Consider the following 25,121-nt stretch of genomic DNA (forward strand, 5'->3'; position numbering starts at 1 on the left):
CATACCTCAGGCCGCCCGGCGCGCCGGGGTCTTCTTGGCGGGCGCCTTCTTCGCTGGGTTTTTGGTGAGGGTGGCCTTTTTTGCGGGCAGCTTCTTCGCCGCAGTCTTTTTTGCTGCGGGCAAGGGCGTGACCGATGCCGGTTTGCCCTTGGCTTTGGGCTGTACTGCGGCTGCCTTGCCGCCCTTGCCCTCCAGGCTGCGCTTGAGCAGCGCGGTCAGGTCCAGCACGTCGGCGCCGGCCGGGGCGGTTTCCTTGCCACTGTCGACCTTGACCACGGCCGCGGTCTCGCCCGAAGCCACCTTGGTCTCCACGAGCTTGTGGATCTCCTGCGCGAAGGAATTGCGAAAGCTGTCGGCATCCCAGGCCTGCGTCATGTCCTCGATGAGTTGCAGCGCCATGTCCATTTCGGCCGGCTTGATGCCGGCGGCCTTGGCGTCGAGGGGAGGCAGGTTCAGCTGCTCGAACGAACGTATCTCGCCACCCCAGCGCAGCAGGTTCAGCACCAGCGCGCGCCCACAGGGGATCAGCACCGCCAGGTGCTGCTTGGACTGGATGACCACCTTGGCCACGCCCACCTTGTTGCTTTGGCGCAGGGCCTCGCGCAGCAGCGCATAGACCTTCTCGCCGCGCTTGAGCGGGGCCGTGTAGTAGGGCCGCTCCAGGTAGACGAAGGGAATCTCGTCGGCATCGAGAAAGGTCTCGATCTCGATGGTCTGCGTGACCTTGGGGAAGGCGGCAGCGATCTCTTCGGGCGTGAGCACTACATAGTGCCCGTCCTCGTACTCGATGCCCTTGACGATGTCGGCCGTGGCGATCTCCTTGCCCGTGACCTTGTTCACGCGCTTGTAGCCCACGGGCTCCATGGAGCGCTTGTCGAGCCAGTCGAAGTCGATGCCCGAGCTCGCCGTGGCCGAGTACAGCCCCACGGGAATGTGCACCAGTCCAAAGCTGATGGCCCCCTTCCACATCGTGCGGGTGGAAGTGGGTGCCTTGCCTGCGTCCTCTTTGTCCTGGGCCATCGCAATGCCCCTCAGCGGGCGTGGCTCAGGTACTCGCGCACCTTGTCGGCCGAGGAGCCGACGGCCGCCACGGCCTCGCGCAGCTGCGCCTCGGTAACGCCCAGGCTGTTGGTCCAGTCGCGCACTTCGTAGTGCTCGGCGAGGCTGATGAAATGGCGGTCTTGGGCGGTCTTCCTGTGGTCGTCGCTCATGGCGTGGTTCCTTCTCAGAGGGTGCTCTGGAAATTACCACCCGCCTCAGGACGGCCTTGTAGGACAGCAGCCGATCCACCCCCCGGCGAAATGCCCGGCCTGGGCGTCAGGGGGTCTGCAGACGTATGTTCAGGTGCGGTCCGGCAGTCAGGTCGAAGACATCGGCCCGGGCCAGATCGGGGCAGTGGTGGAACTGCGCGTCGACGAAGTCCGCCGTGAGCTGGCTGGCAACGGCTTCGAGCAAAGCCTGGACAGTGGCCAGCCCGCCGCCCGCGACTCCGCTGCCCTCCAGCGTATAGCTGTAGCGGCCCTGCCGGTGCGTGACGAGAGCCAAAGCGATCAGGTGGCCCTCGGTATCGCCCGCGTAGACACGGCCTCCAGGGAAAAAGAGGGTGTAGCAGCGCACTTTCTGCAGCTGGTCCTGACCGGGAGGGTGGGTGATGGTGACCTCCGAAGAGATGGGCGGATGGCAAATCAGCGTTGGCTGCCACGGCAGCTGGCTTGGCAAATTCTGCAGCCTGAACCGCATGCGCGCAAGAGTCAGGGCCCGCCCGCGCAGCGCAATCCGGCCGTGTCCTACAGAGCCATGCCTGTGGATTTCCTACGATGTTTACGTCCGGTCACGTTCGCCGTGGCCTGTGCCTGCAGGGACATTGCAGGTCCCAGTACCGGAGGGTTTCCATTGCAGCCCACTCCATCCCATCTATTCTTGATCGCGCACCGATGGCAGCCACCAGAAACAAGAAGAATGCTCCTGCTGAAACGTCTGCAGGCATCGCGAAGTCGCCCACCGGCATTGCAGGCCTCGATGAGATCACCGAAGGTGGACTGCCCGCCGGCCGCCCTACCCTGGTGTGCGGCGCAGCGGGCTGCGGCAAGACCATGCTGGCGGCGGAGTTCCTCGTCAAGGGCGCCACGGAGTATGCAGAGCCTGGCGTCTTCATGATGTTCGAGGAGTCGACCGAGGAGCTGGTAGAGAACATGCGCTCGCTGGGCTTCGACCTTGACCAGTTGCAGCAGCAGAAGAAGCTGGCGCTGGACTTCGTGCGCGTAGAGCGCAGCGAGATCGAGGAGACCGGCGAATACGATCTGGAGGGCCTGTTCATCCGCCTGGGCTACGCCATCGATTCGATCGGTGCCAAGCGCGTGGTGCTGGACACCGTGGAGGCATTGTTTGCCGGCGTGCCCAACCACGCCATCCTGCGCGCCGAGTTGCGCCGCCTGTTCCGCTGGCTCAAGGACAAGGGCGTCACGGCCATCATCACCGCCGAGCGCGGCGAGAGCGCCTTCACCCGCTATGGGCTGGAGGAGTACGTGGCCGACTGCGTGATACTGCTGGACCACCGCATCGAAGACCAGGTTTCCACCCGCCGCCTGCGCGTGGTGAAGTACCGTGGCTCGGCCCATGGCACCAACGAATACCCGTTTTTGATCGGCAGGCATGGTATCTCTGTGCTGCCCATCACCTCGCTGGCATTGAACCACCAGGCATCGCGCGAGCGCATGTCCACGGGCATTGGCGGGCTCGATGAAATGCTGGGTGGCCAGGGGATCTACCGTGGCAGCAGCCTGCTGGTGTCGGGCGCGCCCGGCACGGGCAAGAGCAGCATGGCCGCCAGCTTCGTCGATGCGGCCTGCGCGCGCGGGGAGAAGGCCATCCTTTTCACCTACGAAGAGTCCGAGAGCCAGTTGCTGCGCAACATGGAGTCCATCGGCCTGAAGCTGCGCCGCTGGGTGGACAAGGGCCTGCTCAAGATCGAATCCACCCGCCCCACCCTGCAGGGGCTGGAGCAGCACCTGGCCCATGTGTACGACCTGGTGCGCGACTTCCATCCGCAAGTGGTGGCGGTGGACCCGATCAGCAACCTTACCGCGCAGAAAGATGATTCGGGCCTCAAGCTCACGCTGATGCGGCTCATCGACTTCCTCAAGACCGAGGGCACGACGGCGCTGCTCACCAGCCTCACGGCCGATGCGGCGCCCTTGCCGGTCGCCACGTCGGAAGTCGGAGTGTCCTCGCTCATGGACAGCTGGCTGCTGCTGGCCAACGTGGCCGTCAACGGCGAGCGCACGCGCACGCTGCAGGTGCTCAAGTCGCGCGGCATGCCGCACTCCAACCAGGTGCGCGAATTCGTCTTCTCCGACACGGGCGTGGACCTGGTGGACGTGTACCTCTATGGCGACCAGGTGCTCACCGGCACCGCACGCGTCGCGCATGAGGCGCAGGTGCTGGCCGCCAACGACCTGCGCGGGCGCGACCACGAGCGCCGCCTGCGCGACCTGGCCAACCGCCGCAAGGCCCTGGACGCACAGATCGCGGCCTTGAACACAGAGGCACTGGAGCGGGCCGGCGAGGTGGAGTTCGCCATCGAGCGCGAAACCATGGAGGCCCTGGGCGCGCAGGAGCGTGCCCGCAGCATTGCGGCCAAGCGCGGTACCGCCAGCACCGGCGGCAAGGCAGCGTCCCAACCCGCGTCGCTCAAAGGATGATCGATATGGCAACCCCCTCCACCCTGCGCGAAAGGCCCACCGCCGAACCGCTCAAACCCGAGTGGCAGCTCAGGCTCTACGTGGCCGGCTCCACCCCCCGGTCCAATGCCGCGCTGGACAACCTCAAGCGCCTGTGCGAGACGCATCTGGCCGGGCGCTACAGCATCGAAGTCGTGGATCTGCTGCTCAACCCGCAACTGGCGGCGGGCGACCAGATCCTGGCCGTACCCACCCTGGTGCGCAAGTTCCCCGAGCCGATCCGCAAGATCATCGGCGACCTGTCGAACGAGGAACGTGTACTCGTCGGGCTCGATGTGAAGCCCCTCGTTTGAACCCCATGGCACGCACCGAAACCCGCCATGCCCAGCACGAACAGCCCGCCGAGGTTTCGCAGCCCAACGACTACCGGCTCTACGTGAGCATGGCCTCGCCGATCTCGCTGCGTGCCGTCGCCAACGCGCGCCGCATTCTGCAGGAGGCCTATCCCGGCACGCACCTGCTCACGGTGCTGAACATCGCCGAACATGTGGATCTGGCGCGTGCCGACCAGATCATCGTCTCGCCCACCTTGCTGCGCCTGGCGCCGCTGCCGCAGCGCCGCTTCATCGGCGACCTGTCGGACCTGAACCGGCTGCGCAGGGCCTTCGGCATACTGCCGGCGCAGGGGGCTGCATGACAGCAAACGGATTCGACCCCGCCCCGGGCCTGGTTGGCGAGGCCGCCCTTGCCGCCGAGAACGCCTCGCTCAAGCTGCGGCTGCAGGAGCTGGAAGAAACGCTGCATGCCATCCACACCGGCGATGTGGATGCGCTTGTCGTCAACAACGCCATCTACACGCTGGAGAGCGCGCACGCGGCCACCGACCAGCTGCGCCAGGACGTACTGGGCCAGATGGAGGACGCCGTCTTCGCCTTCGACCAGGATGGGCTGGTGATGTACATCAACGCCGCCGCAGAGCGGCTCTATGGCGTGCGGTCCTCCGATGTGCTGGGCCAGCCCCGGCAGTTCATCTTTACCGAGATGCCTGGCATGGGCGAGCCGGATGTGCCATCTGCCGCCCCTGGGGCGCTGGCCACCCTGGGCACCCTGCACCGCCTGAACGATGGCCGGCTGATCGATGTGGAGGCCGTGGTTTCGCCCCTGCTCGGCCCGCTGGGCCGGCCCCTGGGTTCGCTGGCCGTGGTGCGCGACATCACCCAGCGCCGGCGCGCGGAGCACTGGCGCAACCTGCTGGCGCGCCTGCCTGAGCGGCTGCGCGAGGTGGGCGACCTGCCAGGCATGGCGCAGGAGGCTGCGCGCCTGCTGGGCGAGACACTGCGCCTGGCGCGCGTGTGCTACGGCACCATCGACGACACGGGCGAGCTGTGCACCATCGACCAGGACTGGTGCGCCCACGGCCTGGCCACGCTGGCTGGCACCTGGCGCATGCACGACCTGGGCTCCTGCGCCGATGGTCTTTGGCACGGGGAACCCCTAGTGGTTGCCGACACCGGGGCCGACCCAGACCGCTACCCAGAAGGCACGCTTGACACGCAGGGCGTGCGCGCCCTGCTGAGCGTGCCGCTGATCGAGCAGGGCAAGCTCGTGGCCATCCTGTTCCTGCACCATGCGGACGCGCGCCACTGGACAGCCGATGAAATCGACTTCGTGCGCGAGTTTGCCGAGCGCATCCGCTCCGTCTCCGAACGGGTGCGTAGCGCCAATGCCCTGGCGCTCAGCGAGGCCCGGCTGCGCGACGTGAATGAAAACCTGGAAGCCACCGTGGCGGCGCGCACGGGCGAGCTGATGGCGGTGGAAGAGGCACTGCGCCAGTCGCAGAAGATGGAGGCCGTGGGCCAGCTCACGGGCGGCATTGCGCACGATTTCAACAACCTGCTGGGCGCTGTGAGCGCCAGCCTGCAGGTGCTCAAGGTGCGCATGCGCCAGGGCAAGCTCGACCAGGCCGAACGCTACATCGGCATGGGCCAGGACTCGGTCAAGCGCGCCGCAGCGCTGACCCAGCGCCTGCTGGCCTTTGCCCGGCGCCAGACACTGGACCCCAGGGCCACCGACCTCAACCGCCTGGTGGCAGGGCTCGAAGAACTGGTGCGCCGCACCGTGGGGCCGGACGTGCAGGTCGAGTGCACGGCCGCCGAGGGCCTGTGGACCACCCGGGTGGACCCCTCGCAGCTGGAAAACTCGCTGCTCAACCTGTGCATCAACGCGCGCGACGCCATGCTGCCCGGCGGCGGGCACCTGGCCATAGTCACCGCCAACATCGCGGCCACGGACAGCGTGCTGCGCAGCCTGGGCCTGCCTGCGGCAGACTATGTGTGCCTGTCCGTCACCGACACCGGTTCGGGCATGCCGGCCGAGCTGATCGAGCAGATCTTCGACCCCTTCTTCACCACCAAGCCCACCGGCCAGGGTACCGGCCTGGGCCTGTCGATGGTGTATGGCTTCGTGCGCCAGTCGGGCGGCCATGTGCGCGTGCAGTCCGAAGTGGGCGTGGGCACCACCATGCGACTGTACCTGCCGCGCCATGATGGCCAGGTGCTGGAAGACGCGGCCGATGGGCCTGCCGACACCGTGCAGCAGGGCGAGGGCGAGACCCTTCTGGTGGTGGAGGACGAAAGCACCATCCGCACGCTGACAGTGGAGGTGCTCAAGGATGCCGGCTACGTGGTGGTCGAGGCCCACGACGGCCCGAGCGCCCTGCGCACCCTGGCATCCATGCGCCGCGTGGACCTGCTGATTACCGACGTGGGCCTGCCCGGCGGCCTCAACGGCCGCCAGGTGGCAGACGCAGCCCGGCAGGACCGGCCCGAATTGAAAGTGCTGTTCATCACCGGCTTTGCCCAGAACGCTGCCGTGGGCAACGGCCTGCTCGATGCGGGGATGGAGGTCATGACAAAGCCCTTCGAGCTCACGGCCCTGGCCCGGAAGGTGCGCGACATGATGGACGGGCAGACCGACCGCACGCGGCCCGCCGCTCCCCCATAAGCGCCTGCACAGCTGCAGGCCTTTGTGCCTGGGAATGCCACGGCCATGCAAAGCATGGCTGCGCCATCACTCGGACGAATCGGAAGGCCCGGCCTTTGCCACCGATGTGGCGCGGGCCGCCTGGGCCTGCACCTCGGTGGCCTTGGCGCGCCAAAAACCAGGGTCCATGCTGTTGGCCAGCACCATGGCCAGCACTACCAGGGCCCCCGCCACTTCGGCGTACAGCAGGCCACGGCTCTCCCATGGCGAAACGGGCTGTGGGAACTCGCCGGCAGGGCGGCGTGCAGGGTTGGCGGGCGGGGGCTGGGTGGTCACGGCATGCTCCTTGGGGTGGGTAGCTGAAAATAAGCCACGCCACGCTCCGGGCTTGTCAGACGGCATCCCCAAGCGATGTGGTGCACGCAAAAACCAGCCGGCACTGCCTCTCAGGCCAGCGCCTGGAGCAACAGATGCGGCTGCAAAGGCTTTCCCATGTGCTGGTCGAAACCAGCGGCCAGTGCGCGATCACGGTCCTGCGGTCGGGCAAAGGCCGTGAGCGCAATTGCGCGCAGGCGGGGATGGCCTGCGGCGGCCTCCATCTCCCGGACCTTGGCGATCAGGTCATGGCCGTCGCGGCCGGGCAGACCAATGTCGCTCACGAACAGGTCGGGCCAGGCCTTGTCGAACTGGGCAATTGCAGTCTCGTAGCTGTCGGCCACGCGCACATTGGCGCCCTCGTCCGTGAGCACGATGCTGAGCATCTCGCTGGTGTCGGCGTTGTCGTCCACCACCAGGATGTCCTTGCCCTGCAGCAGGCGCACTTCACGGGCCTGCGGCGTGGCCTGGGCATCGTCATCGCCCGCCAGCGGTTCTTCATAGGCCACCAACAGCCGTGCAGTCATCGCCGTGCCCTGGCCGATCCCCGCGCTGCTGGCCGCAATGGTGCCGCCGTGCAGGTCCACCAGGTGCTTGACGATGGACAGGCCCAGCCCCAGGCCGCCATGGGAGCGGTTGCCTGGCGTGCCGCTCTGCGTGAAGCGCTGGAACAGGTAGGGCAAAAACCCCGCCTCGATGCCTGCGCCGTGGTCCTGCACAACGAGGATGAGTTCGTCCGCTTCGCGCTTGAGACGCAGCTGCACCATGCCACCGCTTTCCGAGAACTTGATGGCATTGGTCACCAGGTTCCACACGATCTGCTGAAAGCGCGTGACGTCAAGCCAGGCAGGTTCATCCGTATCGTCGCAGGCCACTTCGAGGGTAATCTTCTTGGCCAGGGCCAGGTCGCGCAGGGCATCGAGCGAAATGCGCACCAGCTCCACCGGATTGGCCCACTCACGGTGCAGGCGCAGCTTGCCCGATGCAATGCGCGAGACGTCCAGGATGTCCGAGATGATGCGCCCCTGCGCCTTGGCACCGCGCTCGATGGCGTCGATGCCGCGCGCCAGCGTATCGGCGTTGGTGTTCGGGCGCTTGAGCATGTGCACCCAGCCGGTGATCAGTGTGAGCGGTGTGCGCAACTCGTGCGAGAGCACGGCCACGAAGTCGTCCTTGGTACGGCTGTGGCGCTCGGCCAGCACGCGCGCTGCCTGTTCGCGCTCGAGCAGTTCCTCGCGCCGGCGCTCGAAGTCGATGCGCTCGGACAGATCGGTTGCAATACCGATGCGGATGCCCGGCTCCACATGGTCCGACATGCCCCAGTCCAGCAGTATCTCCTTGCCGTCGCCGCGGATCAGCGGAAACTCACCCTGCCAGTTGACATCGGCCGAGCCCTGCATGCGCTCTTGCACGAAGTCCTGCCAAGGCGGCGGCGTAAGAGAGGTCACGGCCATGCCGATGAGGTCAATGCGGCTACGCTGCATCAATTTTTCGGCGGCCGGATTCACGTCGGCAAAGCGCCCCTCTGAATCGATGAGCATCATGGCCACGGGCGCCTGGTCGTAAATGGCGCGAAACCGCGTTTCGCTGCGCCGCAGGTCTTCCTCGGCCGTGCGCGCACGGATAAGGGCCTGCAGCGTAGCCACCATCAGCGGTGGCTCGGCAGGGTGCACCATATAGGCGTCGGCACCGGCATTGAGCCCTGCCACCTTGTGCTCGCTCTGCATGTAGGTGGCTGACAGGTGGATGATGGGCGTCAGCTGCGTGCGCGAATCCGCACGCAGCACCCGGCACACCTCGAATCCGTCCATGTCCGGCAGGTGCACGTCCAGCACTACCGCCGACACGTTGCGCTTGGCGGATTCAATGGCTGCGCCGCCCGTCGCCGCCTCTTCCGTCTGAAAGCCTGCGGCGCGAATGACCCGGGCTGTGGCGTAGCGGGTGACCGGGTTATCGTCCACCACCAACACCGTGTGCAGGCTTCGGTCGATCGTGGGCGAGATCATTTCTGATGTGGCCATGGTTCAGTCCGAAGTGGCTTTCTCGACCGGGTGCATCTGCACCGGCACAGTGACCGAGAACACCGAGCCCTTTCCCACCACGCTGGTAACCTCGACCGTCCCACCCAGCAGGGTGGCCAACTGCCTGGACAGCGCCAGCCCCAGCCCGCTACCGCGCAGGCGCTTCTGGATTGGCGCCTTGACCTGCGAGAAGTCATTGAACAGCGCAGGCAGGTTTTCCGCAGGGATGCCGATGCCCGTGTCGGCCACGGCAAAACGGATCATGCCCTCGCCCTCCAACCGAGCGGACACCCGCACCTCGCCCTGGGCAGTGAACTTGAGGGCGTTGGATATGAAATTGCGAAGGATCTGGGAGAGCTTGCGGTCATCCGTGTAGAGGCGTGTCAGCCCCACCGGCTCTTCGAACACCAGGTTCAGCGCCTCATTGTCCAGGATCGGCTTGAACATTCCGCGCAGCGCCGAGAACAGGTCCATCATTTCAAACCACTCGGGCGACACGTCGAGCCGGCCGGACTCGATCTTGGCCAGGTCGAGCAGGTCGTCGACCATGCTGGAGAACTCCTCACAGGTAGTCTGGATGAAGCGTACCTGGCGTTCCTGCTCCTCAGTCAACGGGCCGTCTACTCGATCGAGCAGCAGGCGCACCAGGCTCAGGGTGGCGCCGATGGGCGTGCGGAACTCGTGGCTCATGTACGACAGGAACCGGCTCTTGAGCTGGGTGGCGTGCTTGAGCTGCTCGGCCTGTTCGTCGAGTTCGGCGTACAGCGCCACCACGCCGCGGTTGGTTTCTTCGAGCTCTTCCCGCAGGGCCTGCATCTCGGCCTGCAGGGCCTCGACTTCGGCCTGACTCTGCTCCAGCTGGGCTTTCAGATCGTCACTCAAGCGCGTCTCCCTGTTTTATCACCAGCACGGTGGCATCGTCGCGGCCCCGGCTCTGCTGCCACAGCAATGCGGCCGCGATCAACGTGGGGTCGCGCTGCAGCAGCGGAACCACTTCCTCCGCTTTCCAACGCGAGGCAATGCCGTCGCTGTGCACCACAGCCACCGCATGGTCTGGCATCTCCAGTGTTGCCACCTCGGTCCGGCGCACCTGCACCCCAACCGTTCCGTGCTGGGTGATCATGGACCTGTCGAACACTCCCGAGATGATGCGCCCGATCACATTGCCGGCCCCTGCGTACTTCAACTGCCCCGAACTTTCCATGCGCAGCGCGAACACTGCCGCGCCTCGCGTGGTCTGCAGGCCGAGGTGGGCGTCGGGCAGGAAGCTTTCGATTGGCGCGAAGGGATCGCCCGCAAACACATCCAGCGCGGCGTCCGAGGCAAGGGCTGCATGGGGCCCATGGCCGAGGCCATCGGCCACCACTGCGGACACCTTGCCGCCTTCGGTCGCCACCGCCCAGCCGTCGCCGCACACCGTCTCGCCGGGTGCGGCAATGCTCACCGCACCCCACTGGCGATGGCCAGCCGGGGCCTCCTGCGAGGCGGGGCGCACGCGCACCAGACACAAGGTGCCAAAAGGCGTCGAATGGATGTCGAAATCGCTGGCCAGGCGACGTATGGCGCCAAGGCCCGTGCCGGGCGAACCGGTACCGGTGGACACACCGTCCTGAAATGAGCGTTTGACATCCGCCATTCCGGGACCTTTGTCCAGCGCCAGGATCTCCACCTCCTGCCCACCGGCCGGAGCGGCAATCCACAGCTCCCCCTGCAGCGCGTGGCGCACGAGGTTGGTGCCCAGCTCCGTCAATATCAACGACAGGCGCCCCACATCCACTTCGCTCCAACCCCAGTCTTGCGCGGTCCGGGCGCAAAAGCGACGCGCATCGCCAACGCAGCTGGAGTCGGTGATGGCGAACGGACGGTGGCTCCATCCCCGTATCACTTCCACTTGGTGATACTCACGCGGGTGCCCTGCCCAGGGGCAGAGTCGACCACGAAATCGCTAACCAGCCGCTTGCTGCCAGGCAGGCCCAGGCCCATGCCGGAGCCCGAGGTCCAGCCGTCCGTCATGGCCAGCTTCATGTCGGCGATGCCGGGGCCTTCGTCCTCGAAATGCAAGGCCAGGCCAAGCTTGGCCCCTGTGTCCAGCACCTCCCAGCGCATGCGTCCACCGCCCCCATGGATGAGGGTATTGCGCGAGAGCTCGCTCGCGGCCGTGATCATCTTGGTCTGCTCGACGAGCGAGAACTTGAGCAGTTGGCACAGCGAGCGTACGGCCTGCCGGCTGGCAACGATGTGCTGCTCCGTCTCCAGCGGCAGCGTGCCGGTGCGTTCAATCGACATGGCCGCTCGCCACGCGTGCGCGTTGCAGCAACGCGAGCCCCCGCTCCACGTTGAGCGCCGTCTTCACACCTTCCAGCGACAGGCCGAGCTCCACCAGCGTGATGGCCACGGCCGGCTGCATGCCCACGACCACCGTGGTGGCCGAAAGAATGCGGGCGATGCCCGAGATGCTGGCCAGCATGCGGCCCACGAAGGAGTCCACGATCTCCAGCGCCGAGATGTCGATCATCACGCCGCTGGCACCGGTCTTGGCGATGCGGTCCGCCAAGTCGTCCTGCAGTGCCAGCGCTGTCTGGTCCTGCATGTCCACCTGAATCGTAACAAGCAGGGTCGAACCCATGCGCAATATCGGTATGCGTTCCATGTGCAATACCCCTCAGACGGCCTGGCGAGTGATGCGCCAGCCCGTGCGCTGCAGTGCCAGCGACAGGGCGTCGGCCAGGCTGGCCTTGGTGGTGATGCCCTGCAGGTCGATGCCCAGGTGCACGATGGTCTGCGCGATCTGGGGCCGGATGCCGCTGATGATGCAGTCTGCGCCCATCAGGCGGATGGCCGTCACGGTCTTGAGCAGATGCTGGGCCACAAGGGTGTCCACCGTCGGCACGCCGGTGATGTCGATGATCGCCAGCTCGGAGCCGGTCTCCACGATCTTTTGCAGCAGCGTCTCCATGACGATCTGGGTGCGGTTGCTGTCGAGCGTGCCGATCATGGGCACAGCCAGCACACCTTCCCAAAGCTTGACCACGGGCGTGGACAACTCCAGCAGCTCTTCCTGCTGGCGATTGATGATGTCCTCACGCGCGCGCTGGAAGGTGGTAGCCGTGAACTGAGCCATTCCGTCCACCAGCTTGGTCAGGCCCCAGAATGCGGCGGTGAGCTGAACGCTGTCGCTACCATTAAGCCGCTGCTGCAGGGCGTTGAGCAAAGGTTTCTTGAGGGCCAACACAAAGACGCTGGTCTCTCCGGCGCTCTGGCCCTGCGCGGCGCGCGAGCGCGACAGCGAGGAAAGCACCTCCTGTAACGGCGCCCATTTGGCGTCGGCAAAGGATTCGATGTTGGCCCCCGCCTGGAGCCCCTTGGCCAGTGCCGATGCAATGTCGGCGGCATCGGCGGAGGCTGACTTGGAAAGGCTGGCATTGCCTGAACGTGCCTCTTCGAGCCACTCCTGAATGAGGGCGGGCTTGTTGCCCTCCTGCAGTGCATCGAGGATTTGGGTGTTCAGGTTAGTCATTGAAGGAGATCTCGCCAGTTAAGTGTCCGTTCCATGTCCCGCGTGAGAAGAGGCTGAGGGCATGGGCAAAACATTGTAAGGGCCTAAGGGCTTACTACATCGCCCACAGGCGATGCAGACCGCGCTATGCGGCGTTGTCTTACGCAGACTGGCCTTAACCCAGCGCCTGGCGCAGCTTGCGCGCCAGGTCTTCGCGTGAGTAGGGTTTGCTCAGCAGCGCCACCCCGGCATCGAGCCGCCCGCCATGGACGATGGAGTTCTCGGTGTAGCCCGAGGTGAACAGCACCTCGATGTTCGGCTGCACCAGCCGTGCCTTGCGCGCAAGATCGGGGCTGCGCAGCGGGCCGGGCATGACCACGTCGGTGAACAGCAGGTCGATCTGCACGCCGCTCTCCACCACCGCCAGCGCGCTTTGCGCATCGGGCGCCTTGAGGACCTTGTAGCCCATGTCGGTGAGCAGCTCGACCACGGTTTCGCGCACCTGGGCGTCGTCTTCCACCACCAGAATGGTTTCGCTGCCGCCTTCGGCCTCCACCAGCGGCAGGGGGCCGCTGGAAAGTTCTGCTTCGACCGACCGGGGCAGGTAGAGCTTGACGGTGGTGCCGTGGCCCACCTCGCTGTAGATCTTGATGTGGCCACCGCTTTGCTTGACGAAGCCGTACACCATCGACAGGCCCAGCCCGGTGCCATGGCCTTCGGGCTTGGTGGTGAAGAAGGGCTCGAAGACCTTCTGCACGATGTCCTCGCTCATGCCGCAACCGGTGTCGGACACGGCGATCATCACGTACTGGCCTGCCGTCACTTCGCCATGGGTCAGCGCATAGATGTCGTCCAGGCTGGCGTTGCCGGCCTCGATGGTCAGGCGGCCATGGCCCTGCATGGCGTCGCGGGCGTTGATGGCCAGGTTGAGCAGCGTGTTCTCCAGAAAGCTGCTGTCGGCCAGGGTGTTCCACAGGCCGCCTGCCACCACCGTCTCCAGCTCGATCGCTTCGCCCAGGGCGCGGCGCAGCATGTCGTTGAGGTCGCGCAGCAAGCGCCCCACGTTGAGCACCACGGGCGACAGCGGCTGCTTGCGCGCAAAGGCCAGCAGGTGCGATGCCAGCTTGGCGCCGCGCGCCACGCCATCGAGCGCGCCGTTGATGCGGCGCAGCGCTGCCTCGTCCTTGGCCAGGGTCTTGCGCAGCAGGTGCAGGTTGCCCGAGATGATCTGCAGCACGTTGTTGAAGTCGTGGGCCACGCCCCCGGTGAGCTGCCCCACGCTTTCCATCTTCTGCGACTGGTGCAGCGCGGCCTCGGTGCGGCGCAGCGCCTCTTCGGCAGCGCGGTCGTCGGTCACGTCGCGGCCCACGGCAAGGATCACGCCGGCCTCCGGCACCGCGGTCCACATCAGCACGCGGTAACTGCCATCCTTGCACCGGTAGCGGTTGTCGAAGCGAAAGGTGGTCACCCCGCGCGCCAGGCCGCTCATCTCGTCGAGGGTGGCGGCCTGGTCATCGGGGTGCACCAGGTCCATGAAGCTGCGGCCCAGCAGTTCGCTGGCCTGCCAGCCCAGCAGGCGCGTCCACGCGGGGTTGACGGACAGCACCGTGGCTTCGAAATCGGCCACCAGCATCACGTCGGTGGACAGGCGCCACATGCGGTCGCGCTCGGCCGTGCGCTCGGCCACTGTACGCTCCAGGTTTTCATTGAGGTGGGCCAACGCCAGGGCGGCGGCCCGCTGTTCTTCGATGTCGGTGTTGGTGCCCACCCAGCGCACCACGCTGCCGGCCTCGTTGCGCAGCGGCACGGCGCGCGCCAGGTGCCAGCGGTAGGTCCCATCGGCCCGGCGCAGTCGAAATTCCGTTTCGTAGCCCACGCCGCTGGCCAATGCCTGGGCCCACTTCTCACCGGCCTGGGGAAGGTCGTCAGGGTGCACGATGCGGGCCCAGCCGGTGCCCAGCAGTGCGGCCGGCGACAGCCCGCTGTACTCGGGCACCTTGTCGTTGAGCCAGTCGAGCAGGCCGTCCGGCCCGGCCGCCCACACCTGGTTGGGCATGGCCTGCGCAAACACCTGGAACTGCGCCTCGCGGCGGCTGGCCTCTTCCTCGGCCAGAACCCGCGGCGTCACGTCGGAGCCCTGCACGAAGATACCGGCCACCCGGCCCTGCGCGTCGCGCAGCGGGTGGTACAGCACATCGATATGGCGCCTTTCGTACGCGCCGTCGGGCTGGCGCTGCAGCGTGGCGGGCAGAGCCGTGCCGAAGAACGGCTCACCCTTGGCATACACCTGGTCGAGCAGTTCGAAGAAGCCCTGCCCCGCAATCTCCGGCAGGGCCTGGCGCACCGGCTTGCCCAGCACCTCGCGGTGGCCCACCAGTTGCATATAGGCCGGGTTGGCCAGCTCGAACACATGGTCCGGCCCATGCAGCAGGGCCATGAAGCCCGGAGCCTGCTCGAACATGCTGCCCAGGCGCTCGCGCTCGCCCTGCACGCGCTTTTCGGCCGTGACCTTGGCCGTGGTCTCGGTAAGGATGGCCATCACACCGACCGGTTGGCCCTGCCCATCGGGGATGGGCGAATAATCCAGGTCCAGGTACACCTCTTCAGGCGCGCCGTTGCGGTGCAGCACGAGGAACTGGTCGCGAAAGCTCAGCGTGCCACCCGCCAGGCATTCGGTGATCACCCGGTCGTTGAAAGCCTCGGCCTCGGGCCAGGCCTGGCGTGCGGGCATGCCCAGTATCTCTGGATGGCGTGCGCCGGCGATGACGGCATAGCCGTCGTTGTAGAGCAGGATGCCTTCGTGCCCCCACATCGTGGCCATGGGCACGGGCGATTGCAGCATCAGGTCCACCGCCACGCGGAGGGTGGGCGGCCAGGCATGCTCTGGCCCCAGTGCCGTGGCGGACCAGTCGAATCGGGCAAAGGCCTGGCGTACGGGGGTGATGGGCTCAACAGGCGTGGCAGGAGAGGGGGCGCTGTACATACACGGTAGGTTGCAAGGGGCCAAAAACGCACGCAGGTGCACGATGCCAAGGGCAGGTTCCGGGCGAAATCCTGGCAATCACCCAGAGAGAGACCCGCGGGATTCTCACATGGTTCAGGCCTGGGCCACCCTGTTTCGGCCCGCCTCTTTGGCCGAATACAGTGCCGCATCGGCGCGGGCATACAGGCTGCAGGCGGCTTCCCCGTCCTGCAGGGTGACTGCGCCGATGCTGATGGTCACGCCGCCGTGGGCCCCTGGCGTCTGGGCCACTGCAAGGCGCATGCGCTCGGCCACCTCGAAGGCGCCCTGCGCGCCCGTGTTCGGCAGCAGCACGGCGAACTCTTCCCCTCCCACACGGGCAACGATATCGATGACCCGGGCGCCCGCGCTCAGGACCTGCCCGATCATCTGCAGCACCTGGTCCCCGGCATCGTGGCCCAGGCGGTCGTTGATGCGCTTGAAGTGGTCCACGTCCAGCATCAGCAGGCTCAGCGGCGAACGGTGGCGCTCCACGATGGCCAGCTCCAGCGCCAGGCTGTGGTCGAACGCGCGCCGGTTGCGCAGGCCGGTGAGCGAGTCCGTCGTCGCCAGTTCGGCCAGGGCGCGGTTCAGTTCATCCACCCGCTGCAGTTGCTCCAGCAGGCGCCGGTTGAGCGCGTCCGATTCGCGCACGGCCCTGCGCAACTGGATTTCACGCAGGGCCGAATGCGCCAGCTCGGTCAGGACTTCGACGTCGGTCTCGGTCCATTGCCGGGGCTTGAAGTCCACCGCGCAGAAACTGCCCAGCACCTGCCCCTGGGCAGTCACGAGAGGAATGCCGGCATAGGCACGCACCCCCAGAGATTTGACGGTAGGAACATCGCAGAACACTGCCATTTGCGTGACATCGGCGAGCACCAGGGGCCCGTCAGACACCATGGCGTAGTGGCAAAACGAACGGCCCTCCAGCTGGCGCGTGGTGTTCAGCGGCTCGCCCAGGCCGAAGGCGCTTTTGTAGAAGTCCCGGCTCGAATCCACCAGCGACACGAAGGTGACGGGTGCCCCCGTGAGCTTGGCTGCCAGGCGGGTCAGCCGGTCAAAGCTCTCTTCGGGAGGGGTGTCCAGCAGGCCGGTGTCCCGGACCGCCGCGACACGGCCTGGGTCCGCCAATGCCGCCAGGATGCTGGCTTCGTCTGCGGGAACGGGAGACGGTGTTTCCATGGGATGCAGCACCTTTAAAAAGTGTGCAAACGTTACACGATCGTCCGAAGCGGCGCACGAGAGCGCGCAAAGCCCCTGAACACCCTGGCAAGCGTGCAATGGCGAGCGGATTCGCGGGGTATTCGGCCCACGCCCAACGGCGCAGTCCAGGCCTGACACACTCAGGTATTCGGAGGCAAACATGTTGATACAACTGATCTACGCGAGCCGCACCTCGCGCGTTCTGGGACCTGCAGATGTCAAGGACATCCTGGGCGCATCGCAGCGCAACAACACCCGCGCCGGCATCACGGGTGCGCTGTGCCTGAACAACGGCATCTTTCTGCAACTGCTCGAAGGCGACCGCGCTGCGGTGAACGCGCTGTACCACCGCCTGCTCAAGGATGGCCGCCACCGCGACACGGCGATCCTGGACCTGAGCGAAATCCCCTACCGCCGCTTCACGGGTTGGTCCATGGGGCTGATTGCATCGCTGGAAACCAACCGGCAGCTGTTTCTCAAATACTCGGGCACGGCGGATTTCGACCCCTACACCATGGGCACCGCGAGCCTGCGCAGCTTCTTTGAAGAGATCCTGCAGAACGTGCGCTGGCTGGAGTAGCTGGAGGGCCGCACGGCAGGGTAACGGACCGACCGAGAAGCCGAGGAGCGTGCGCGGCAGAAGGAGCATCGGCTGCAACGCCCGACAAACCGGTCTCGCCGGGTATCACCTCCGGCGCCCAGGGGGCCACCCCGGGCTTGTCGGTACTACCCAGCGATCCTCGGTTTTCGGACGTTTCGCTTCGATGCCTTTTGCCGCGCACGCTCCTAGCAGGCTGAAGAAATACCTCCCGGCAAGCCTTTTCCAAGAATCTTCAACCTCGTAGAACGCGTTACAAGCGACTTTCCTGACCTTGGCAAGGGGTAAGGCACCCTTGAATCGAATAAATTCCCGATCCAAAAACAGTATTTCTTCAGCCTGCTAGCCCCCGCACATCGAAGATCTGCGCCATCGGCACGCTGCCAGACGCTGAGTAGCCGTTTCCAGCGCGCGAACTCCGATCCGAATCGCCTGGATCCTCGGGCGCGGCTGGCTGCTGGGCGCAATACCGGCTGGCCTGCCGAATGAGCACCTGCGCGTCCACGCACCGGCCAGCCTTCTGGGCACCCGCCTCACCCGGGGAATGCCCCAGTCGCACGCCCATGTCTTTACTATCGAGTAAATAGCTTATACCAATCGGTTATTTTATGACCAGTTGGTAAGATAGTGATGAAATGTAAACAGCCATGCGACAGCGGACACGCCGTCGACATGCCGGTTTTTCCATCTTCGTCACCGTCCACCCCCTCTGAGGCACTCTTCAATGCATACGTGGAAAATCAGTCACCGTCTCATGGCCGGCTTTGGCCTGGTGATCTTGGCCTTGCTGGGCATGTCGATCTACAGCGTGATCATCGCGCGAGGGATTGATAGCGCATTGACCGCCAACGCTACACAAAACGCTGCAATCCAACGGGCAGCCATCAACTTTCGGGGCTCTGCCCATGACCGCTCCATCGCCGTGCGCGATGTGGTTCTGGCCCCCAGCGAGGAAGCGCGAAAAAGGGAGATTGAATCCATCGCCAGGCTGGCAGATTTTTATGCAAAGTCGGCCGCCCAGCTGGATGCGGTACTAAAAGCTGCCAGCCAGGTCCCCCCGGAGGTCGGGCCCATGGTGCAGGCACTTAAGGACATAGAGGCGCGCACCGTGGCGACCACCGGAAAAGTGGTGGCGCTCATGCAGGCGGGTGACCGCGCTGGCGCAGAGTCATTGCTCTGGACTGAAGCAAAGCCGCAGTATGAACAATGGCTGGCAGCCGCCAACAAGCTGATCGACTACGAGGAAGCCCGCATCATCAAGAACAGCAACTCAGCCAACCAGGATGCCAGCCAGTTCACCGGCGTGATGCTGTCCATCACCTTGCTGGCTGTGCTGATCAGCGTGGCAGCCACGGTGACGGTCTCGCGCAGCATTGGTCGCGAGTTGGGTGCAGAGCCTGGCGAAGTGCGGGCAATAGTGCAATCCATTGAACGGGGCAACCTCACGGTCGCTGTGCATGTGAAGCCGGGGGATGCCAGCAGCGTGATGGTTGCGGTGAGGGACATGCAGCAGCGCTTCCACGAACTGGTGTCGGCCGTGCGCGACAACATCCAGCAACTGCGCGTTGCCAGCGACCACATCAGCAGCGGCAACCAAAACCTTGGCAACCGAACCGAACAGGCCGCCAGCAGCCTGGAGCAAACCGCTGCCAGCATGGAAGAACTAACCGCCACCGTGCGCCAGAGCGCCGACTCGGCTCGCCAGGCCAACCAGTTGGCCACGACGGCGGCCGGCACCGCCACCAAGGGCGGCGAGGTCATGCAGCAGGTGGTCAGCACCATGCAGGAGATCCACCAGAGCAGCAAGAAGATCGCCGACATCATTGGAGTGATCGATGGCATCGCGTTCCAGACCAACATCCTGGCACTCAATGCAGCGGTTGAAGCCGCTCGGGCGGGGGAACAGGGGCGCGGCTTCGCCGTGGTGGCATCTGAAGTGCGCAGTCTGGCCCAGCGCAGTGCCGCCGCAGCCAAGGAGATCAAGTCACTGATCCAGAACAGCGTCGAGAAAGTGGATTCAGGCACCCAACTGGTGGCCAATGCAGGCGCGACGATGGATGAAATTGTCCAGGGTGTTCAGCGCGTCAACGGCATCATTGGCGAGATCAGCACCGCTGCCGCAGAGCAAAGCGACGGCATTTCCCAGGTAAACGTGGCGGTTACCCAGCTGGACCAGATGACGCAGCAAAACGGCGCTCTCGTGGGCGAGAGCACCACGGCCGCAGAGAATCTGCGTGAGCAAGCGCGGCGCCTGGCTGAACTCGTGGCGGTGTTCCAGGTCGCTGGCGATGACGCAGCAGCAGGCAACTCAAGCGCCTATGGTCCACAAGGCGCGCCCGGTACCATGCAGTCAGCGTACCGACCCCGTCTTGGGAGGTGATGCACAGGAGGCTTGGGGCGGGAAAATCTCCACACCCAAGCCGTCATGGCAAAAAAGAATATAAATTTGCAATTTAATAAAAAAAGGCAATATAATCTGCGCTGTTGCAGTGAAAGCTCTTGACTAAAGCTTGCACCGCAACGCTCGCCGGATGGCTCCCCACCACCTGCTTGCCGCCTTTTGCGACCTCTGTCGCCCGTGTTGGTCTGTAGAGCTGCAGCCAACCGCGTTTGTTGATGCTCACGCAGGCTTACGGGCCTGTGATCCTGACTGAATCAGATTTCAAAGACCGCCATTTCCATGGGCAAGTTCGTCGTTTCGCCCGCGACACACCAGACCGACTGCGGCAATTTCCGCGCCTCATTTTCGGTCCATCGATCCCAGGGCAACGGCAGCTACTGCCGCGTGTTCCGCTTCGACAAAGCCTTTGCCTCGCGCGAAGCCGCCCGGCTGTTTGCCGTCACCCAGGGCTGGCTGCAAACCTGCATGCCGCACCCTCCCACGTGTTGATGCTCTGCTGACCTCAGGCCCCATCCACCTTTTCCCGTTGCGGCCGGCCGCCGGCCAGCTCACCCTTATCCCCAACGGTGCGTCACTCGTTGCGCGCCTTCACTCCGAAAGGCTCTTCTCATGAGCAGCAAAATCTACGTGGGCAACCTGCCCTATTCCGTGACCGACTCCACCCTGGAAAGCAATTTCTCCGAGTTCGGCGCCGTCACCTCCGCCAAGGTCATGATGGACCGTGACACCGGCCGCTCCAAGGGCTTCGGCTTTGTGGAAATGGCATCTGCCGAAGTCGCCCAGGCAGCCATCACCGGTCTGCACGGCATGTCTGTCGACGGCCGTTCGATCGTCGTGAACCTGGCCCGTCCCCGCGAAGACCGCAGTGGCTCGGGTGGTTCGGGCTCGGGTGGCTACAGCGCCAGCAATCGCCAGGACACCGGCTACGGCACGGGTGGCTACGGCGGCGGCCGCTACTGATCCAGTAGCTCCCTGCTAAGAGCGGCTAACAAAACTCTTCTGGCGTCGTTGCTGCGTCTTGTCGTACTACTCGTACTGCCTGCGACGCAGCGCCTAGCCAGAACCGCTTCGCTGAGTTTTGTTATCCGCTCTAAAAAGCCGGCTCTTTCGAGCCGGTTTTTTTTCGTCCCGACTTCCACTTTCGGGCATGCAGGAGGTCTGCTTGCGGGCAAAAAATGCCTGCAAAACGTCCTCAAAAATCCCCTCTTGAAACTGTTTTGGCCGCCTCTATTTCTGCAGTCGAACCGGCGGGGGCGGGTCTCCGACCGGTGTCATTCAACCCAACGGAGGACACACCATGTATGTATCGTTGTTGAGTCAACCGGGCAGCCTGTTCGGTCAATTCGAGCGGCTTCGCCGCGAACTGGATGATGTTTTCGGTGCCACGGGGCTGCCCAGCAGCATCCGCTCGGTCAATGCGGGCACGCTGCCGGCGATCAATGTGGGGCGCACCCCCACGAGCGTGGAGGTGTATGCCTTCGCGCCGGGGCTGGACGCCTCGAAGATCGACGTGAGCCTGGACCGGGGCGTGCTGCGCATTGCCGGTGAGCGCGCGTCCGCCATCCCAGCAGCCGACCCCAAGGTGCAGGTGTATGCCAGCGAGCGCAGCGTGGGCTCGTTCACCCGCACGGTGTCTTTGCCGGACGATGTGGACCCGGCCCAGGTGAATGCCAGCTACCGCGACGGCGTGCTGCAGGTCAGCATTGCGCGGCGCGAGTCGGCCCAGCCCAAGCGCATCACCGTGCAATGACCCGCGTCGCATCCCAAGGAGAACCCATCATGAGCGAACAAAAACAAGTGGCCACCACCTCTTCGCCTGCATCCGCATCGGCTGCGGCCGACCGGGACCCGCAGCGCGCGCTGCTCCCTGCCGTGGACGTGTTCGAGGACAGCGCTGGCATCACGCTGCTGGCCGACATGCCCGGCGTGCCCAAGGAGCAGCTGGAGCTGAAGGTGGAAGGCGAATCGCTGTTGATCGAAGGCAGCGTGCGGCCCCATGCCGCCGACGGCCTGGAGGCCATTTACGCCGAGGTACGGGTGCCCCGCTACCGCCGCAGCTTTACGCTCAGCCGCGAGCTGGACACGGCGCGCATCGAGGCCAGCCTGAAAGACGGAGTGCTGAGCCTGCGCATTCCCAAGCAGGCCCATGCGCAACCGCGCCGGATCGCCGTGGTGGCTGGTTGAGCGCGCGGCTGATGCAGGTTGCAATGAGATCTTTGTTCAGAAAGGAGGAAACATGAACCCCATTGCAGAACAACCCGGACCAGGGGCTGACCAAGCCAGCGCTTCGCTCTGGCAGGTATGGAACGGCCTTGCCAGCCGGGCCAGACGCGCCCTCGCGCGCCTGTGGCCAGCACCCACCCCAACCGGCTGGCGCACGCCACCAGCGCCGCTCAGCACAGTGCCGCGACTGAGGGGTTGGGCCTTCACTGCGGCCCACGTTTTCGACGGCCCCAGCAAGGTGGTCGTGCGCGTCGAGGCCCCCGGCATGCGCCGTGAGGACCTGCGTATCGAGCTCAATGGCCATGTGCTCACCGTGTGGGGCGAAAAGCGCGCCCACCAGCCCGGCGCGGTGGGCCGCTGGCACATCGCCCGGTATGCGTATGGGCCCTTGCGCCGCGACCTGCCGCTTGCAACGGCGGTAGATGCCTGCAACAGCAAGGCCATCTACCGCGATGGGGTGCTGCGCATCGAGCTGCCCAAGTCCGAGGCGGTGCGGGGCCGGGCCATCGCCTTGCACCTGGCCTAAGGCCTGCCTGCGCCGCCCTTGCGGCACAACGAATCGCCCGGCTTCGTCCGGGCGATTTTCATGGCGCCGCCGCTCACGGGTGTGGTGCAGGCTTGCGCTTTTTCAGTGCAGATGGCGCCCGTCTGCGCGGGCGCCGGCTCGCTCGGGCGAGCCCAAGCCCGCTGCAAGGAGTGTGGACGTGCGCTGCACCCGCCGCAGCGCCTCGCGCGCGAGGAGGTAGGCGTCGGTCTGCAGCTGCGACAGGTAGCGCATTGATGAGCCGCTGCGCCGGCCCGCACCACGGGTGGCACGGTCTGCTCCCGAAGAGGGAGATGGGGAATGCGAATTCATGGTCAAACTCCTTTCTTGGCAAGTGAGCCGATTGCTCGTGGCAGGGGGTGGCGCGAGGCCGGTGAAATGATAGGAAATCGCCGCCGGAAATTCAAGACCGGGCGCTGAACAGCGAGGTATCCACCTGCGCGATGGAGCGAAAGGCCGGCCGGGCAAACAGATAGCCCTGCATGAGGTGGATGCCTACATCGCGCAGAAAATCGCGCTCAGCGGGTGTTTCGATGCCTTCGGCAACCACCTCTATGTCCATGTCCTTGCACAGGGACACCAGGCTGCGCACGATGGCTTGGCGCGCACGGTTGGCGTCCACGTTGCGGATCAGGTCCATGTCGATCTTGATGATGTCGGGCTGGAAGTCGGACAGCAGCTTCATGCCTGCATACCCCGCGCCGAAGTCGTCGATGGCGGTCTTGAACCCGCAGCGCTTGTACTCGCGCAAGATGGAGGCGAACCAGGGCCCGTCCTGCACGCGCTCGCCCTCGGTCACCTCGAAGATGATCTGGTCGAGCGGAAAGTGGTGGGTGCGGGCGGCCTCCAGCGTCGTGCGAATGCACACCTCGGGTTTGTAGATGGCGTTGGGCAAAAAGTTGATGGAGACCGGCTCGCGTATGCCCAGCTCGCTCGCCCCCTTGATGGCCTTGACACGGCAGGCCTGGTCGAAGCGGTAGCGGTTGCCGTCGTTGACCTGGGACAGCACGGTCATGGCGCCCTCGCCGGCAGGCCCACGCACCAGGGCCTCGTGCGCGAACACCGTGCGCCGCTCCAGGTCGACGATGGGCTGGTAGGCGTAGTCGAACTGAAACCCCAGCTTCTCCCCTTTGCCGCAGTCTTCACAGTCCTGCCGGGTGCCTTCCAGCGGGATGAAGTCGGTGGGGAAACGAGGATTGGCGGTGGGTAGGGACAGCATCACTACAGTTTAAAGGCCTAGAAAGGATGGCGCTGCTTCGGGTTTTTGCCATGGTAGCCACCAGCCGGGCAGCGCGACCGCCGCTGCGCAAACGCGCGGATCAGACCACTCCACCGACGAGGCCATGGTCGAGCGCCTCCTGCGCAGTGAGGTACCAGTCTTTCTCCAGCACCTTCTTTTCCACATCCTGGACGGTCAGCGAACAGCCATGCACCAGCTGCGCAAAGCCCTCGGTCTGCAGCCGCTGGCCCGACTCGATCTCGGCCAGCACATCGTTGATCTTGGCGCGGCAACTGCGAAGAGCGCCATCCAGCGTGATCTGCTTGGTCATCTTGCGCTCATGGATGAGAAGCTCGCAATCGCGCGTCAGGAACCGGTGGCTGCGGGGGATGGCAGACATGATGGTGATGCCGGCGGAGAACACGTAGGTCTTGCCCAGGAAGAAGATTTCGGTGCCCGCTTTCTGCCACAGGCGCAGTTCTTCGGCGATGCGGCGGCCCGACTCGGCATCGCCGCCGGAGGTGCTCAGCTCGAACACGATGGGGGCGCCGGCCCTCGCTTCGGATTGCTGCCGAAAGAACTCGGACAGCATGGCTTCGTTGACGTTGCCAAACAGGCGGATATCGGGTGCGAGCGAGGGTAGCGATTTCATAGGGGGTAAAGGGATGGGAGGGCCAGAACAGGCAACCACCGAGCGTAAAGCCACGCCGCAGCGGGGCTGTAGGACGCACTCCCAATCTGGCACGCAAGCCAGACGCCGCAGCCTACGCGCGCCCGATTGCTGCTGCTCCTACGCCCGCTGCGAGGCTGCGCCTACAGTGCCCGCACGCGCGCCGCCCAATGATCAAGGCCCCACTACCTACGGAGCCCACGATGCCCACCACCACCCCAGCCCGCCGCGAAAAAGATGCCTGCGACCTGCTCGATGCAGACCACAAGGCCGTCAAGAAGATGTTCAAGGAGTTCGAGGAGCTCATGGAATCGAAGGCCCGCGCTGCCAAACAAAAGCGCCTGGACCTGGCCATGCAGATCTGCAAGGAATTGACCGTGCACGCCCAGATCGAGGAAGAGATTTTCTACCCCGCAGTGCGCGCCGCCATCAAGGAAACCGACCTGCTGGCCGAAGCCGAGGTGGAACACCAGACCGCCAAGGACCTGATCGCGCAGATCGAGGCAGCCACCGAGGTCGACGAACAGTTCGATGCCAAGGTCATCGTACTGGGCGAGTACATCGACCACCACGTGAAGGAAGAGCGCAACGAGATGTTCCCCAAGGCCCGTGCCGCCAAGAAGCTCGACCTGGTGGCCATGCGCGATGCGCTGGAAGCGCGCAAGGCCGAGCTGATGGAGGCCGAGCTCGCGCCCGCGTGAGCGCTGC

At 65.2% G+C, this 25,121-nt stretch carries 27 protein-coding genes; 12 read left to right on the plus strand and 15 right to left on the minus strand.

What is annotated here, in order from left to right:
- Window positions 1-6 precede the first annotated feature (6 nt).
- The 3 genes from ACSQ9E_RS13120 to ACSQ9E_RS13130 all read right to left on the minus strand — a co-directional run bounded on the left by ACSQ9E_RS13120 (window position 7) and on the right by ACSQ9E_RS13130 (window position 1,740).
- Window positions 7-1,020 carry a Ku protein gene (locus tag ACSQ9E_RS13120; protein ID WP_436218024.1) on the minus strand — a complete coding sequence of 338 codons (1,014 nt, stop codon included), beginning with the start codon at window positions 1,018-1,020 and terminating at the stop codon, window positions 7-9.
- Between the two features lie 11 nt (window positions 1,021-1,031).
- A complete protein-coding gene (locus ACSQ9E_RS13125; protein WP_436218025.1) occupies window positions 1,032-1,211 on the minus strand; it encodes a DUF3606 domain-containing protein in 180 nt (59 codons plus the stop codon).
- 106 nt (window positions 1,212-1,317) lie between these two features.
- Complete coding sequence (locus tag ACSQ9E_RS13130) at window positions 1,318-1,740, minus strand: hypothetical protein (protein WP_057267450.1); 423 nt, start codon at window positions 1,738-1,740, stop codon at window positions 1,318-1,320.
- Between the two features lie 194 nt (window positions 1,741-1,934).
- Between ACSQ9E_RS13130 and kaiC the strand changes: the two genes are divergently transcribed.
- The 4 genes from kaiC to ACSQ9E_RS13150 are packed head-to-tail and all read left to right on the plus strand — an operon-like array spanning window position 1,935 to window position 6,683.
- Entirely contained in the window at window positions 1,935-3,701 is a 1,767-nt protein-coding gene (gene kaiC, locus ACSQ9E_RS13135; RefSeq protein ID WP_436218026.1) for a circadian clock protein KaiC, read from the plus strand.
- A 5-nt stretch (window positions 3,702-3,706) separates the two neighbouring features.
- Entirely contained in the window at window positions 3,707-4,033 is a 327-nt protein-coding gene (locus tag ACSQ9E_RS13140) for a circadian clock KaiB family protein (protein WP_057267475.1), read from the plus strand.
- A 5-nt stretch (window positions 4,034-4,038) separates the two neighbouring features.
- Window positions 4,039-4,377, plus strand: a complete 339-nt coding sequence (locus ACSQ9E_RS13145) for a circadian clock KaiB family protein (protein WP_436218027.1) — start codon at window positions 4,039-4,041, stop codon at window positions 4,375-4,377.
- Window positions 4,374-6,683: an ATP-binding protein gene (locus ACSQ9E_RS13150; RefSeq protein ID WP_436218028.1), complete on the plus strand. Its 2,310-nt coding sequence runs from the start codon at window positions 4,374-4,376 to the stop codon at window positions 6,681-6,683. Before ACSQ9E_RS13145 ends, ACSQ9E_RS13150 begins: the two co-directional genes overlap by 4 nt.
- 66 nt (window positions 6,684-6,749) lie before the next feature.
- Here the strand turns inward: ACSQ9E_RS13150 and ACSQ9E_RS13155 are convergent, their stop codons facing one another.
- The 9 genes from ACSQ9E_RS13155 to ACSQ9E_RS13195 form a co-directional block, all read right to left on the minus strand.
- Entirely contained in the window at window positions 6,750-6,998 is a 249-nt protein-coding gene (locus ACSQ9E_RS13155) for a hypothetical protein (protein ID WP_436218029.1), read from the minus strand.
- A 110-nt stretch (window positions 6,999-7,108) separates the two neighbouring features.
- The gene (locus ACSQ9E_RS13160) at window positions 7,109-9,058 is read right to left on the minus strand and encodes a response regulator (RefSeq protein WP_436218030.1); all 1,950 of its coding nucleotides are present in this window, start codon (window positions 9,056-9,058) and stop codon (window positions 7,109-7,111) included.
- A gap of 3 nt (window positions 9,059-9,061) precedes the next feature.
- Window positions 9,062-9,874, minus strand: coding sequence for a sensor histidine kinase (locus ACSQ9E_RS13165; protein ID WP_436220217.1), 813 nt, complete (start codon window positions 9,872-9,874; stop codon window positions 9,062-9,064).
- A gap of 58 nt (window positions 9,875-9,932) precedes the next feature.
- Window positions 9,933-10,949, minus strand: a complete 1,017-nt coding sequence (locus tag ACSQ9E_RS13170) for an ATP-binding protein (protein ID WP_057202902.1) — start codon at window positions 10,947-10,949, stop codon at window positions 9,933-9,935.
- Window positions 10,940-11,344 (minus strand): anti-sigma regulatory factor, encoded by a 405-nt coding sequence (locus ACSQ9E_RS13175; protein ID WP_057202903.1) that lies wholly within the window; start codon window positions 11,342-11,344, stop codon window positions 10,940-10,942. Before ACSQ9E_RS13175 ends, ACSQ9E_RS13170 begins: the two co-directional genes overlap by 10 nt.
- Window positions 11,334-11,708, minus strand: a complete 375-nt coding sequence (locus ACSQ9E_RS13180) for an STAS domain-containing protein (RefSeq protein ID WP_436178290.1) — start codon at window positions 11,706-11,708, stop codon at window positions 11,334-11,336. Before ACSQ9E_RS13180 ends, ACSQ9E_RS13175 begins: the two co-directional genes overlap by 11 nt.
- Before the next feature lie 12 nt (window positions 11,709-11,720).
- Entirely contained in the window at window positions 11,721-12,575 is an 855-nt protein-coding gene (locus tag ACSQ9E_RS13185; RefSeq protein ID WP_436218031.1) for an STAS domain-containing protein, read from the minus strand.
- Window positions 12,576-12,729: 154 nt separating this feature from the next.
- The gene (locus ACSQ9E_RS13190; protein WP_436218032.1) at window positions 12,730-15,537 is read right to left on the minus strand and encodes a PAS domain S-box protein; all 2,808 of its coding nucleotides are present in this window, start codon (window positions 15,535-15,537) and stop codon (window positions 12,730-12,732) included.
- Between the two features lie 114 nt (window positions 15,538-15,651).
- The gene (locus tag ACSQ9E_RS13195) at window positions 15,652-16,737 is read right to left on the minus strand and encodes a sensor domain-containing diguanylate cyclase (protein ID WP_436218033.1); all 1,086 of its coding nucleotides are present in this window, start codon (window positions 16,735-16,737) and stop codon (window positions 15,652-15,654) included.
- Window positions 16,738-16,918: 181 nt separating this feature from the next.
- On the opposite strand from ACSQ9E_RS13195, the gene ACSQ9E_RS13200 reads away from it, so the two are divergent.
- The 7 genes from ACSQ9E_RS13200 (at window position 16,919) to ACSQ9E_RS13230 (ending at window position 22,506) form a co-directional block, all read left to right on the plus strand.
- A complete protein-coding gene (locus ACSQ9E_RS13200) occupies window positions 16,919-17,338 on the plus strand; it encodes a BLUF domain-containing protein (RefSeq protein WP_057202908.1) in 420 nt (139 codons plus the stop codon).
- Window positions 17,339-18,080: 742 nt separating this feature from the next.
- Window positions 18,081-19,736 carry a methyl-accepting chemotaxis protein gene (locus ACSQ9E_RS13205; RefSeq protein WP_436218034.1) on the plus strand — a complete coding sequence of 552 codons (1,656 nt, stop codon included), beginning with the start codon at window positions 18,081-18,083 and terminating at the stop codon, window positions 19,734-19,736.
- A 300-nt stretch (window positions 19,737-20,036) separates the two neighbouring features.
- On the plus strand, window positions 20,037-20,246 hold the full coding sequence (locus ACSQ9E_RS13210) for a hypothetical protein (RefSeq protein WP_057202911.1): 210 nt from the start codon (window positions 20,037-20,039) through the stop codon (window positions 20,244-20,246).
- A gap of 120 nt (window positions 20,247-20,366) precedes the next feature.
- The gene (locus ACSQ9E_RS13215) at window positions 20,367-20,717 is read left to right on the plus strand and encodes an RNA recognition motif domain-containing protein (RefSeq protein ID WP_057202912.1); all 351 of its coding nucleotides are present in this window, start codon (window positions 20,367-20,369) and stop codon (window positions 20,715-20,717) included.
- A 337-nt stretch (window positions 20,718-21,054) separates the two neighbouring features.
- Complete coding sequence (locus ACSQ9E_RS13220; protein WP_436218035.1) at window positions 21,055-21,507, plus strand: Hsp20/alpha crystallin family protein; 453 nt, start codon at window positions 21,055-21,057, stop codon at window positions 21,505-21,507.
- 29 nt (window positions 21,508-21,536) lie between these two features.
- Window positions 21,537-21,941 (plus strand): Hsp20/alpha crystallin family protein, encoded by a 405-nt coding sequence (locus ACSQ9E_RS13225; RefSeq protein ID WP_436218036.1) that lies wholly within the window; start codon window positions 21,537-21,539, stop codon window positions 21,939-21,941.
- Window positions 21,942-21,993: 52 nt separating this feature from the next.
- Window positions 21,994-22,506: an Hsp20/alpha crystallin family protein gene (locus tag ACSQ9E_RS13230; protein ID WP_436218037.1), complete on the plus strand. Its 513-nt coding sequence runs from the start codon at window positions 21,994-21,996 to the stop codon at window positions 22,504-22,506.
- A gap of 102 nt (window positions 22,507-22,608) precedes the next feature.
- Here the strand turns inward: ACSQ9E_RS13230 and ACSQ9E_RS13235 are convergent, their stop codons facing one another.
- The 3 genes from ACSQ9E_RS13235 to ACSQ9E_RS13245 form a co-directional block, all read right to left on the minus strand.
- A complete protein-coding gene (locus ACSQ9E_RS13235; protein ID WP_428000901.1) occupies window positions 22,609-22,836 on the minus strand; it encodes a hypothetical protein in 228 nt (75 codons plus the stop codon).
- A gap of 91 nt (window positions 22,837-22,927) precedes the next feature.
- Window positions 22,928-23,743, minus strand: coding sequence for an EAL domain-containing protein (locus tag ACSQ9E_RS13240; protein WP_436218038.1), 816 nt, complete (start codon window positions 23,741-23,743; stop codon window positions 22,928-22,930).
- A gap of 100 nt (window positions 23,744-23,843) precedes the next feature.
- Entirely contained in the window at window positions 23,844-24,395 is a 552-nt protein-coding gene (locus tag ACSQ9E_RS13245) for an ATP-dependent Clp protease proteolytic subunit (RefSeq protein WP_057202917.1), read from the minus strand.
- Window positions 24,396-24,616: 221 nt separating this feature from the next.
- Here ACSQ9E_RS13245 and ACSQ9E_RS13250 point away from each other — a divergent pair, with 221 nt between their 5' ends.
- Entirely contained in the window at window positions 24,617-25,114 is a 498-nt protein-coding gene (locus ACSQ9E_RS13250) for a hemerythrin domain-containing protein (RefSeq protein WP_057269421.1), read from the plus strand.
- The last annotated feature ends 7 nt before the right edge of the window (window positions 25,115-25,121 follow it).

The organism is Acidovorax sp. LjRoot118, from assembly GCF_964253575.1.
Taxonomy (GTDB): domain Bacteria; phylum Pseudomonadota; class Gammaproteobacteria; order Burkholderiales; family Burkholderiaceae_C; genus Acidovorax.